Raw genomic sequence first — 13,168 nt, 5'->3', positions numbered from 1 at the left:
TAATCAATACTTGTAGCAATAGTCATGGCTAATTCATATATGGAGAACAATTCATGCCATTTACTCACTCAAAAAAAACGGCGACTCATCGTCATGTTCGTCACACATTTCGCAGCAAATTGCTTCTTTCTTGTGCCTGCCTGGGGTTAGGGCTTGCTGGTTCAGCACTGGCAGATGTTGAAGCTTTATCCGTTCAAGGCAACCAAATCTATGCTGGTGGACAGGTAAAAAGTTTCTCAGGGAACAGCCTTTTCTGGAGTAACAACAAATGGGGCGGCGAAAAATTTTATACCGCTGATGTTGTTAAGATGCTGAAAGATGACTGGGACTCCAGTATTGTCCGCGCTTCAATGGGCATTCAGGAAGAAGGTGGTTATCTGGATGATCCTGAAGGTAACAAAGCCAAGGTAGAGCGTGTTGTTCAGGCCGCAATTGATAACGATATGTACGTCATCATTGACTGGCACTCACATCATGCTGAAGATAACCCGGCAGAAGCGATCGCATTCTTTAAAGAAATGGCAACTAAATATGGTGATAAACCCAACGTAATTTATGAACTGTATAACGAGCCACTACAAATCTCGTGGAGCAATGTTATTAAGCCCTACGCTGAATCCGTCATTTCAGAGATTCGCAAAATTGACCCTGACAACCTGATTGTTGTTGGTACGCCAACATGGTCACAGGATGTTGATGTCGCGTCTCAGGATCCGATTGAAGGAAAAAATATTGCTTATACACTTCACTTCTACGCCGGCACACATGGCCAATATTTAAGAGACAAAGCAACAACAGCTCTAAATAACGGTATCGCTTTATTTGTGACAGAATGGGGTGCAGTGAATGCTGATGGTGACGGTGATGTTGCAGAACAGGCAACGAACACCTGGGTTAATTTCATGCGTCAACATAATCTCAGCAATGCAAACTGGGCTTTAAATGATAAAAAAGAAGGTGCTTCAACATTCCTGCCTGACACAATGGAGCTCACAGCTTCAGGCAAGAAAGTAAAACAGATTATTGCTGACTGGCCTTATAAAGTTGCCACGACAGACGGCTCATCGACAGAAAACCCGCCAACAGATGAACCAACACCGGATGAACCCACAACAGATGAGCCAGCGAATACCTGTAGTGGTGTCAATGTTTATCCAAACTGGACGGCAAAAGACTGGGCTGGCGGTCAGCCAACACACAGCAATGCCGGAGATCAGCTGGTTCATGAAAATAAACTATACACAGCTAACTGGTACACAACTTCTGAACCAGGTACAGATAGTTCATGGACATTTGTCAGTAACTGTAACTAAAACGGGACTTTCCCTTTCATTACAGTGATGTGATTCGAAACATGGGTCAACAGACCCTGAAATACCTTCAGCCAAACCCGGCTGAAGGTATTATCAAAGACAAAAAATCCCGGCCGGGGCATCACCGAACACTAACTTCCCGCAAATAGCCATGCATTTCCCTGAACTTTGTTCTATTTTTTATTAAAAATATGAGTCAGAGTTTATGATGAGATTAAATTTAAACCTATGTATTCTTGCATCTTTTTTGTGCTTTCTCTGCGGGAATCAATACGCTGACGCAACAGAGAGACTCACCGAAGTTATCTATCCGCCAGCTCAGTCCAATCTTGACAAAAGAGATCAGGATTTTATTGAAATTCTGCACATGGCACTCAAAAAAACCGAAGCAACAGATGGCGCTTTCATCATCCGTCCCACAAAACTTGCGATGAATCCGCTCAGGTTTCACCGGGAATTAGAGAAAGGAAATGAACCAAACATTATCTGGGCTTCTGTGACGAAACAGAGAGAAGAGCGGTTTCTTCCAATCAGAATCCCTTTAAGAAAAGGCATACTTGGTTACCGGGTTTTTTTGATCAAAGCAGCAGATCAAAAAAAGTTTTCGGCGATTACTTCGGTCAACCAACTCAAGCAAATGAAAGCAGGGCAAGGTGCAACCTGGCTGGATAGTGATATTCTGGCCTCCAACGGATTCAATGTAGAAGTCGGGTTCAGTTACGAAGGCTTATTTAAAATGCTTGGTATAGGGCGGTTTGATTACTTTCCCAGGGGAATTAATGAAGTCTATATAGAGTTACAGCAAAGAAAAAATCAGCATCCGGACATTGATGTTGAAAAAACACTCCTTATTTATTATCCCTTGCCCAAATACTTTTTTGTAAATAAAGAAAATAAGTATTTAGCTAATCGTATCGAACGTGGATTAAAAATCATGATAAAAGATGGTTCATTTGAGAAGATTTTTATGAAATACAATAAATTTTATATTGATGCAATTAGAATGGATAAGAGAAGAATTTTTAAAATTGATAATCCTTTTCTGCCAGATACTGTCCCATTAGAACAAAAAGAATTATGGCTCAACCTGCTTCAAACCGCAGATAAATAAACAGTATACCCAAGTGACCTCAAGATGCAGGATTCAGAGCGCCATCAACAGGTCCGCTCAGCACAGATTAGTTTGCATAAATATACATTACCCCCCAAATACATAGCGCGACTTCACCTATCCATGCACCGAGAGTCACCATAAAAAGGATAAAACGGGAAAAACCACCTGCACCTGTATTTTTATCAAAACAAAAACGTGCATGACTAAGAGTGACAACAGAAGAGAAAACAAACCCAAATACCAGAATTAAAGAGAGATCCGTCAAAAATTCCCGGGCAGGATAAGCGAAATACCCAGCATTAAATAATCCAATAATTCCTGCAATTGTTAAAACCGGCATAGAAACAGATAAACAACATTTACTTCCGACAGCCATTCTTTTATTTTACCACTTCCCTTACATCTGGTTCGTGAAGTATAAAGCAATTGCGTGTCAGAAAAAACATGACTTCCCGCAATATGGATATGACTGATAAAGAATTGAACAAACCCTCACCTTACTTATTCAGGATCAACACCAGATGTAACCACGTAATAAGCTGATTACATCTCAGTGACCTGAAAATGGCCACGTAAGATGCAGGTCCCTTTAATATATAGCTTATCGCCAGCTCATCACACCGGTATAGTCGATACAATCACTCAGAGCTGAGCTTCCTCCGGTGATAAAAACCTGCTGTTTTGCTGAAACCGGATAGGTCAGATATTCTGAACAAACAGCGCTTTGCCCTGTTCCGACGACGACTTTTGTACCCGCTTTTAAATGGCACTGACTCATTTTATCCAGAGGTGACCACTGATAACATATTTCATAGTCATGCCGGTAAACGGCAATGTCACCGGCGGGTTTATAAAAAGCCCACCACTGACCTGTTTTGCTGTTTGGATTGGTACTGTTCCAGGCCCGGAAAAGAGGAACAGATGTACCCGGTTTGCTCTGATACACCTTTCCCTGGCATAATTTACCTTTCCCCGGTTCACCCAGCGCTTGCGCCAAAAGTTCAGGGTCCTTTATCTCATCAAAGAAACGGCTCATTTCAGCAGGAAGAACGGTTGTCCCCAGGCAAGACAGACCTTCACCGGACGATACAGTATGTCCATCATCATCCGGGGCCAGTTGATAAGTCGACGAACATCCAGTCAGAATGAACAGAGACAGTAGTGATAGTTTTTTCATCAGTTATTCTCTCCTTTCAACAGGTTATTAAGACTGTAACCAGCTCAATAAGCCCGCGCAGATAATCATGAGTTCCCCACAAGTAAATAGTTATCTCAGTCACGATTTCTTCACAGTAATCAGTCATCCCGATACAAAATACCTCAAACTTATGATCAATATGTCGATACATAAAGAGACCACGCCATTCACTTCGTTAATACATAAATATAAAACCAGTATAATATAAACCCAAACTCAACAAGAGGGAAAAACGACGAAATGCCAGGCAACAGTGAAAGTGGGCCTGTGATATGACGGCCACACTCTATCTCTTACCGTGAAAATAAAAAACTGTTCTGACGGAACTGAGCTTCTTGTTCCTCAGAGCAGTGACAATAAGATGCAAGACCTGCAGAGAGTATTTCAATGAATAAATTTACCAGATCATTGTTACTGATATTTACACTCATTCTCAGTCCTGTCAGTCACAGTGCCGGGAATATAAAAACTATGAAAATAGAAGGCCCCAAAGAAGAGCTCATTTACCATATCCTTGAGCTGGTCCTGAAAAAAACAGACCCGGACATCCGGTTCAGTCAGAGCCCTGAAACCTACAGCGGAGCCAGAATGATTGCCGAAATCGAATCAGGCAACATAGATGTTGGCTGGGGCGGTATCAACCCGGACATGGAAAAGCGGCTTCGCTCGGTCAAGATACCGGTATTGAAAGGCCTTCTGGGACACCGGATATTTATTATCCGTGCTGCGGATCAAAATCGCTTTGCGCAAATACAAACACTGGATGATTTAAAACGGTTTCATGCCGGACAAGGGACTTTTTGGGGAGATACCGTTGTATTAAAGAATGCTCAAATCCCGGTCGTGACTACAATTAAATATGCCAACCTGTTCCCAATGCTTGAGGGAGGTCGCTTTGATTATTTCCCGCGGGCTGTACACGAACCATGGGTTGAAGTTCAAAAGAGACCAGAACTGAATTTAGTGGTAGATAAAAACATTTTGCTTATTTATCCGTTTGCGATGTACTTCTACGTCAATCAATCCAACACCGTATTACACGATAAGATCTATAACGGCTTCGAAACCGCAATCCGGGACGGCAGTTTTGACCAGCTTTTCTTCAATCATCCGATGATTAAAGACGTACTGCACAAAGCAAATCTGACGCACAGAAAAATATTCAGAATCGATAATCCGATCATGGGAAAAGACACAGAACCGGATCGGGCCGAATTCTGGTTAAACATTGATGAACTGGAAAATCTGTAAAACTGAGAAACGTCATTTTTATAGCGATGAGCGATTAAAAAATGGATGTACTTTTAAACACCGGATTGACTCCCAAAACAGCATTTTATGAAATGAACAGTAACGCAGACCAGAATATTGATAAATAAGGTATCAGAGATGAATTCAATTAAGCATAAATCCATGGCATATCTTGCCACTATCTCACTCGTGGTGATGGTCATCGCTTTTACTGGTGGCTATTATCTGGCAAAGAATTATTTCAGTAACCAGTTAAATCAACAGATCAGTGATTCCAACACAACATTATCGATTGTTCTGAAGGAAGCGATATTTTCTTATGATCAGGGCTTAGCCAATGACATTATGAATTCATTTGTCACTTATGCATTCATACACGAAATCAAAGCCTATGATCATCGTGGTAAAACAATCAGCACTTCGACTGAAAGTGCAGCGCAACCGTCATCACAGGATGTCAGAACAGAAAAGGTTGATGTACTTTGGGAAGGCAAGAAAATTGGGTATCTGGAAATTTCTTACCGGATGGATGCCAATGATGAGCTCCTTGCGACAACACGTTTCATGTTCATTCTGATTTCGCTAATCATTCTGCTTTCACTGCAAATAGTCAACTGGGTTGTGTTAAGTAAATCCGTCGTTAATCCGATCAAAATCGTGGCTGATGCGATGAGCGAAATTGCCCAGGGCGGTGGCGACTTAACCCGGCGGCTGGAGATTTCCGGTAACGACGAAATTGGTGTACTTGCCAAAGGATTTAACGACTTTATCACAAACATGCACTCGCTCATCGGGCGAATTGTAAATTCTGCCAATGAACTCTCCAGTTGTTCAGAACAAATCAGCGATAAGGCCGGTACAAACGCTAAAGCAACCCGGGAACAACTCAGCGAAGTTGAGCAGGTTGCAACAGCCTTAAGTCAGATGTCTTCGGCAACCCGGGAAATCTCTGACAATGCGAATACAACGTCGGATAAAACAGATAGCTGTAATGAACTGGCTTTACAAGGGAATCAAATCGTTAAAAAAACCGTTGAAGATATTCATGATCTGGGCGATCAGGTCGGTGTGACCTCGAAAAAAATCATGGAGTTGAAAGAAAAAAGTGATCATATCAACACGGTATTAGAAGTTATCAAAGGTATTGCTGAACAGACAAACCTGCTGGCTCTGAATGCGGCCATTGAAGCGGCACGGGCCGGAGAACAAGGAAGAGGGTTTGCTGTCGTTGCTGATGAAGTGCGGGCGCTGGCCCAGCGGACACAAAAATCTACCGAAGAAATTGAAGAGATTATTCAGGATCTGCAATCTTCATCTGAAAGCACAAACCGCCTGATGAATTCAACCCAGGAAACACTTGAAAAGACCCAGTCAGAATCGACTCAGGCAATTCAGGCCATCGAAGATATTATCTCTGATATTCGCATGATCAATGATATGAATACACAAATTGCGACGGCAACCGAAGAGCAGAACGTCGTGACGGCTGATGTGAGTGGAAAAGTAGAAACCATCAATTCAATTACTGCAAATATCACCCAAAATGCCAAAAATGTGGGAGAACTCAGTACCCGAATCGATCAGTTAAGTCATGACATCATTCAGGATTTGTCTAAATTTAAACTGTAAATCAACCGGAGCAATCGCTCTGACAGCAAGCAGACCGGAAGATAGCAAGAAGACTGGAAGATAGCAAGAAGACTGGAAGATAGCAAGAAGACTGGAAGATGCAAGAAGGCCGGAATTTCCGGCCTTCACTGAGCACTCATCAGTGCAAGCACAAGACCTTTGAACATCACAGTTTCTCCTCAATGTCACATGTTTGGGGACAACCTGACGTTCTGTTTGTGTTTGATTTTTGCTCTTCGTACTCAAATTTTTAGTGTATATCCGACATAAAAAAAGTGCCTTCATCCAGAGGCACTTTTAAATAAAATATATTGATTAGTCAAAGAGTTACAGAAGAGCAACTGATTCCTGTGCAATCACAAACTCTTCATTCGTCGGGATAACCATTGCAACTGCATTCAACATTTCAGAACGGGCAATCACACCACTATTACCAAAACGTGCAGCTTCATTTGCAGCAGCATCTTCCACAAAACCGAATACTTTCAGATAATTCAGCACTTCATGACGAACGGCCAGTGCATTTTCTCCGATACCACCGGTGAAGACGATCCCATCCAGTCCTTCACCAATAGCAACCATGTATGAACCGATGTATTTAGCAACCCGGTAGGTGAAAATATCAAATGCCAGTTTCGCTTTTTCATCACCCGCATCAACAGCTTCAAGAATACCCCGGACATCACTTGTTTTACCGGAAACACCCAGAAAACCAGATTGCTTATTCAGCGTGGTAAAGATTTTGTCTTGATCCCAGCCTTTGCGCATTAAAAACTCAATCACACTCGGATCAAGGTCACCACAACGGGTTCCCATCATCAAACCAGCCAAAGGCGTCAAACCCATACTGGTATCAATACTTTTACCGTTTTTAACAGCAGTCACAGAAGCGCCATTACCCAGGTGAACCGTAATAAAACTGCTCTCACTCACAGGCTTGTCCAGCATTTTAGCCGCTTCACTACTGACAAAATAGTGACTTGTGCCATGAGCACCATAACGTCTTACTTTATATTCGTCATAGATTTCATGAGGCAGAGCATACATAAATGCCTTGGCTGGCATTGACTGATGGAAAGCAGTATCAAAAATAGCAAATTGAGGTAAGTGAGGGAAAACGGCCATTGCTGCACGCATACCATCTGCGTTTGCTTTATTGTGCAGTGGTGCTAACTCAGCCAGACGGTCAATTTCATCAATGACTTTTTCGTCAACTTTGACTGTCCCTTTAAATGATTCACCACCGGCAACAACACGGTGACCAATCGCAACAAACTTAGAACTCAGGTCCAGAGAATCCAGTAACTTCACAATACGCTCAAAAGCATACTGATGATGGTCACCTCCGGCCGGAATAGCTTCTTCAGATTTTTCTCCCTGATACTTCCAGCTAATCGCAGCTTCCGGTAAACCAAAACATTCCCCCAGTCCACTGATAATTGCATCACCATTTTGTGAGTCAATCACCGCAAATTTAAGTGAGGAGCTCCCGGAATTTACAACTAATACATACGAGTCCGACATAAAACTTTATCCTGTATCTAAGTGAATCGCGAAGAAGCACTGCGCTTCCTGAAACGGTGTTTCTCTATTATTCAATATTTGTTGAATCTTTCAACTTTATTTTAGTTACAGAGCGATTATAAAGCTGATTTTCATGATCAAGAGCAAATGTTTATTTATTTCTATGCACAAAATATTCACTCAACCTAAATAAAGAGCAAAAAACATACACACAGGAAATGTATTTTCTGCATAATTATTCATAAAATTAATCAAAAACACCCGAGACATAGATTGGTCATGTCATAGTAATAAGTTGTATAGATCATCACTGCATAAATCATTATCGCATAGTTCAACCTTGCATAAAGCAAGTTCATTCAGGACAGACAAAATCCGGTGATTTTAATACACCGCAAACAGAGGATATTTATAACAAATGTCTGATGTCAGCATGAAAAGAACTTAATCAGATTCAATCACGCAGCGAATCTTTTCAGATGCTGAAAAACCGGCCTTTTTTATTAACACACGCGCAAAATGATCAACATCTGAATAATGTTGATTGGGTAAGATCACGATATCCGAGATGAGCAGTTCAGAATCATTCCGGGTGATAATTCCGGCAGCAACGGGGGTGCCATCGTCAAAGCCAAGATATAACTGGCAGGGCGGCGACAACATAATCTGTGTAAAAAATTCAACAATCACATCTTTATCGGCCTGTGTTTTATACTTCTCAGCCTGTAAAACGGCAAACATCACTGTCAAACGATGAAAATCAACCAGATAACAATTTTCCAGCGCTTGATCAGAATGTGTATCATCAGGTACCCAATCAATTTCCCGATACTGACTCTGCCCGGTGGATGCCAGATACAATGCCTTTCCTTTCAAACTGGGGGCCGTTGGAAACTCGACATCAACCTGCGCTGATAACCATTTATTTTTTTCATTAACGAGCCGGGGTATTTCTATCAAAATAAAAGCTCCTTTTTCTGTCTGGGTTCTCTTTCTTATACATGCCTGACAATACAACTTGTATGACAGCTTTACTCGGGTCGTGCTCCCCTCTTGCAAGCCGGCATATCAGCACGCATTCTACATAACACAGCACTTTACTGATATGAACATTTGATAATGCCCTTCAGTAACAAGGGGTTATTTTATGTTATTTAACAGAATAACCCTATGATTTTACACGACACTGAAACAAAAAAATTCAGGGGTTGTATGATAATAAACATGTGCTTCACAACAACAATCGCCTCCTTCTGTTTATTTCTCCTCTAATCTTGATATGATGAAACGTAATTGTTTACTCTGGAATACCTTAATATGAAAAAATACCTCGTGACATGTTTGATGTCATTAAGCCTGACAGCCTGTGATAATAGCGAAGTTGGTGATGTCAGTCTGGGCGTATTTACCACGAAAGATATCAAAATAAACCAACTTGTTGATCCAATTGTCACCGGTGTGACATGTCATATCGCCAGTATAGAAGCTGACCTCAGTCTTTCTGATCCCTCTGATTCATCAATTGCCTGTCGTCAGACCGGGGAGATAACACCTGATATGATTGCCAAAATTGATAAATCGGATTCCGGGGATGTCATCTTTAAAAAATCGAAAAGTATATTTTTCAAGTCGATGAAGATGAGACGTATTTATGATCCGAAAACCCAGACGCTCATTTATGTTTCCTACTCAACCAAAGAGACGTCCGGCAGCTTTAAGCACAGTATTTCAACTGTTCCGTTATGGGGTACAAAAGCATATAACGCCAGTACAACACTCAACAAAGACTAACTATCTGAAGTAACACTTCTGATTCATCAAAAAGAGTAGCAGACGACCAGGAACTGTAATTTTTATGGCAAATCACAATAATCATAACGCCATCCCAAAGCCACCAAAAAAACAACAAATGAATGAATTCCTGCGGGTTCAGGCTGACTAACTAATTATTCAAGAAGAGACAAATACGTCAAGAAAAGACAATGACGCGGACAGCACCGCAATTTCACCTAATAACGGGCACAGATGGCAAAGGTTTTTTTTATGCAGGATAACTCTGAAGAGACGCAGACGCTTGAGCCAATTCAGCAACTGGATAACACTTACATCAATCGCCTGATTCATATATTCGATGTCTGCAACGAAGGGATATTTTATATGAATCATGATGGTTTGATGACATTCTACAATCCGGATTTTTATAAGCAATTTGATATTGAGTCTCCCACGATTAACATATCCCAGTGGTATCATCTTGTTCACCCGGAAGATCGTTCACTGTTAACTGCCCGTGTCGATTGTCACCTGAATATGCCTGAACAGCGTATGATCACCCACTACCGCATTTTGAATAAAGAGGGCCGCTACGTTTGGGTTGAAGGCAGTGCCGTATGCAGAAGAGAACAGTGTAAATCATATATTGTGGGTAGTCACAGAGATATATCGGACAAGAAAATGCTCGAAACTTATTTGAAAGAAGCTGCATTTTACGATGATTATTCCGGACTTTTCAATTTGAGGAAATTACTGCTCGATATCGACTTGATCATCAGAGAACCCAGAATCCTGTTTTCAGTGTTAACGATTCAGGTCGGTAATTTTCAGGCCCATGCTGACGAATACGGTTCCTCAGACTTAATGGAAAATGTACTGACGAACATTAAAGCCGCGGCTGCCGTCTTTCATCAACAGTCAGATGCAGTGCTCTACCGGATAAACCTGAATACATTTGCAGTATTGATTAAACACACAGTTTCATTATCAGAGCTGGGGCGGCTCAGTGCTCATTTTATTAAACACTATCGTACCTGCATGAAAAAGCAGAGTAATTTACTGGCTGATACGGTCAATATAGGTGTTTACCCGAATTGTGACCCCCACTTTGACAGCCATGAAATTTTGAGCATCGCTTCCAGAACCTGTGCTTTTGCCTGTGATAAAAGCCAGTCACAAATTGAATTCTATGAAGGGGAAACCCAGAAAAAAGTCGACCGGTACTTTTTTATTGAGAGTGGGCTGAAGGAAGCACTGAAAAACAAAGCACTTTCAGTGAAGTTTCAACCGATTATTGCAACAGAAACCGGCAAGGTATCCAGTTTTGAGACCCTGGTACGCTGGCACTCTCATCTGTATGGCGATATCTATCCGGATGAATTTATTCCGATTGCTGAAGATAAAGGTTTGATTAGTGAATTAGGCTATCAGGTTTTTGAAAAAGCCTGTCAGTTTCTGAATCATTATAATCTGAAAAATCAGTCAGATATATGCATTAATGTTAATGTATCCGTGTTACAGCTTCTGAGCCGGAACTTTCCCGGAAAACTCCTTAAAATTGCCTCTGAAGCACAGGTAAAACCATCATCGATTATCCTTGAGTTTACTGAAACCGTGATTCTGGATAACAATATCAATGCCGCAACGCAAATCAAGCGACTCGGAGAACTTGGATTTATCCTGTCACTCGATGATTTTGGCTCGGGTTTCAGTTCCATCAACAGTTTCTTTGACCTGCCTTTTCATCAAATCAAAATTGACCGTTTTTTTGCCCGGAAATCAACTCAGAACCAGACTTCGTTCCGGTTTCTCGAATTTCTGATTCAGCTTTGTCACGAAACAGAAATTAGTATTGTGATAGAAGGGATAGAAACCCCGGAGATGCTGCATCAGTTTCATGAAATGGGCGCTTCTCACCTGCAAGGATACTGGTTTTCAAAACCATTATCGATTGCTAATGCGATGTATTATAACCCGACGAATATGCTGCAAAACCGGATAACTGAGCCATGAGCACTTTGTCCTTATCTGGGATTTCAACCAGTCACAGAAAAGGAGACCTCATACGAGCTCTCCCTTGAACACAGACAAGAAGCTAACCGGGTAGAATTACCGGCGTCTTGATAGCCATAAACAGGCGAGACCAATAACAAATACAGTCCCGGATGATCCACCACCAGAACTCTTGGACGTTGTGCTGACAGCGGTTGCCCCGGCACTGCTGCTATTGCTGTCGGCAGATGAAGTGTCATCATCAGAGGCGCTGTCATCCTGGGCACATTCATCTGAAGTCCCTTCACTTTCGTAATAGCATTGACGCTTTGCATCTGTGACCGTGTAGACAGGGGTTTCATCCCCTTCAATCACACGATTGATCCAGTCACTATAATCGGCAACTTCCGTAAATACACCGGTAATATTGGCGCTGCCAAAACCGACACCACAATCTGTAGGTCCAAAGCTGGTGATACCTACCTGAACATAATCACCGCTGCTTCTTTCCCAGTAAACCGGACCACCTGAGTCACCGGAGCAGATACCATTTCTTAACGTACTGCCATCATTATCACTGACTGAACTTCCGGCCACTCCCGAAAAACAGAGCTGAGCATCCTGAATCTTGTCACCAACACCTGAATAGCCATAAGCGCCAAAGTACTCATTAAAGCTACTTATACAGGTCGTGTTATCGACATAATCCAGAGTGGTTTCATAAAGTTTGTCGGTCATCAGCCCTTGTTTTGTATTGCCATGGCCAATAGTAATAAATTTGCTTTCTGAATTCCGGTAAGTCGTGTCATCGCTGACCCGGGTTGCCGTCCCTGAAATATTCAGAGCAGATTCCAGCTTAATAATCGCCAGATCATTCGGCCAGAGTTCAAGCACAGAGTTGGTAAAATCTTTTGCATAATATGCGGATGCACGAACAGTTTCGATAGATGACAAGGTGTCTTCATCGTCTGAATCAGACTGGCCTACAGAAAAGTACAGCATATAGTCTTTGTTCAGCTCTGAACCTGAATAGATACAGTGAGCCGCAGTTAACACATACTGTGGTGCAATCAGTGTCCCGCCACAAATACTGTGAGGACCAGAATTCTCACCATAACCTCTTCGATCATAAAACAAACTGACAAAATCTGAGAACGTTTGTACGGATGTTTCCGTACCATTCACAATTCTCGGGGAAACTGAACGATCGGTACCTGCCTGACTGAACGGAATGCAAACAGCATTCAATAATAATAAAGGAGCAATAATTTTTTTCATATTCAATTCTTTATAATCAGAAATAAATTACATCAGCTATATTTTATCCGGGTAAAAATAAAATCTTTGTCTGATGCGCATCATTTCAGGTCACCT

General features: G+C 41.7%; 11 protein-coding genes. 6 read left to right on the top strand and 5 right to left on the bottom strand.

The features are described 5' to 3' along the window. The first annotated feature begins 53 nt into the window (after window positions 1-53). Together OCV29_RS18695 and OCV29_RS18690 are read left to right on the top strand one after the other, a co-directional pair. Window positions 54-1,313 carry a cellulase family glycosylhydrolase gene (locus tag OCV29_RS18695; protein WP_073605069.1) on the top strand — a complete coding sequence of 420 codons (1,260 nt, stop codon included), beginning with the start codon at window positions 54-56 and terminating at the stop codon, window positions 1,311-1,313. A 367-nt stretch (window positions 1,314-1,680) separates the two neighbouring features. Then, window positions 1,681-2,424: a type 2 periplasmic-binding domain-containing protein gene (locus OCV29_RS18690; protein ID WP_175561585.1), complete on the top strand. Its 744-nt coding sequence runs from the start codon at window positions 1,681-1,683 to the stop codon at window positions 2,422-2,424. Window positions 2,425-2,491: 67 nt separating this feature from the next. Here the strand turns inward: OCV29_RS18690 and OCV29_RS18685 are convergent, their stop codons facing one another. Both OCV29_RS18685 and OCV29_RS18680 read right to left on the bottom strand, forming a co-directional pair. Next, on the bottom strand, window positions 2,492-2,803 hold the full coding sequence (locus tag OCV29_RS18685; protein WP_073605071.1) for a hypothetical protein: 312 nt from the start codon (window positions 2,801-2,803) through the stop codon (window positions 2,492-2,494). A gap of 225 nt (window positions 2,804-3,028) precedes the next feature. Beyond that, the gene (locus OCV29_RS18680; RefSeq protein ID WP_073605072.1) at window positions 3,029-3,604 is read right to left on the bottom strand and encodes a hypothetical protein; all 576 of its coding nucleotides are present in this window, start codon (window positions 3,602-3,604) and stop codon (window positions 3,029-3,031) included. A 492-nt stretch (window positions 3,605-4,096) separates the two neighbouring features. On the opposite strand from OCV29_RS18680, the gene OCV29_RS18675 reads away from it, so the two are divergent. Beyond that, entirely contained in the window at window positions 4,097-4,876 is a 780-nt protein-coding gene (locus OCV29_RS18675; protein ID WP_217653324.1) for a substrate-binding periplasmic protein, read from the top strand. A gap of 138 nt (window positions 4,877-5,014) precedes the next feature. After that, window positions 5,015-6,505, top strand: coding sequence for a methyl-accepting chemotaxis protein (locus tag OCV29_RS18670; RefSeq protein ID WP_073605074.1), 1,491 nt, complete (start codon window positions 5,015-5,017; stop codon window positions 6,503-6,505). Between the two features lie 327 nt (window positions 6,506-6,832). Here OCV29_RS18670 and OCV29_RS18665 read toward each other — a convergent pair whose 3' ends face one another. Continuing rightward, entirely contained in the window at window positions 6,833-8,029 is a 1,197-nt protein-coding gene (locus OCV29_RS18665; RefSeq protein WP_073605075.1) for an acetate/propionate family kinase, read from the bottom strand. Window positions 8,030-8,473: 444 nt separating this feature from the next. After that, the gene (locus tag OCV29_RS18660) at window positions 8,474-8,989 is read right to left on the bottom strand and encodes a hypothetical protein (RefSeq protein WP_073605076.1); all 516 of its coding nucleotides are present in this window, start codon (window positions 8,987-8,989) and stop codon (window positions 8,474-8,476) included. Window positions 8,990-9,346: 357 nt separating this feature from the next. On the opposite strand from OCV29_RS18660, the gene OCV29_RS18655 reads away from it, so the two are divergent. Both OCV29_RS18655 and OCV29_RS18650 read left to right on the top strand, forming a co-directional pair. After that, a complete protein-coding gene (locus OCV29_RS18655; RefSeq protein ID WP_073605077.1) occupies window positions 9,347-9,820 on the top strand; it encodes a CreA family protein in 474 nt (157 codons plus the stop codon). Window positions 9,821-10,072: 252 nt separating this feature from the next. Beyond that, on the top strand, window positions 10,073-11,815 hold the full coding sequence (locus OCV29_RS18650) for an EAL domain-containing protein (RefSeq protein WP_073605078.1): 1,743 nt from the start codon (window positions 10,073-10,075) through the stop codon (window positions 11,813-11,815). Between the two features lie 96 nt (window positions 11,816-11,911). Here OCV29_RS18650 and OCV29_RS18645 read toward each other — a convergent pair whose 3' ends face one another. After that, entirely contained in the window at window positions 11,912-13,072 is a 1,161-nt protein-coding gene (locus tag OCV29_RS18645; RefSeq protein ID WP_073605079.1) for a S1 family peptidase, read from the bottom strand. Window positions 13,073-13,168 lie beyond the last annotated feature (96 nt).

The organism is Vibrio aerogenes (genome assembly GCF_024346755.1).
In the GTDB taxonomy this organism is placed as follows: Bacteria; Pseudomonadota; Gammaproteobacteria; order Enterobacterales; family Vibrionaceae; genus Vibrio; species Vibrio aerogenes.
Note: the sequence above shows the minus strand (reverse complement) of the source record. Positions and strands in the feature narration are given on the sequence as shown.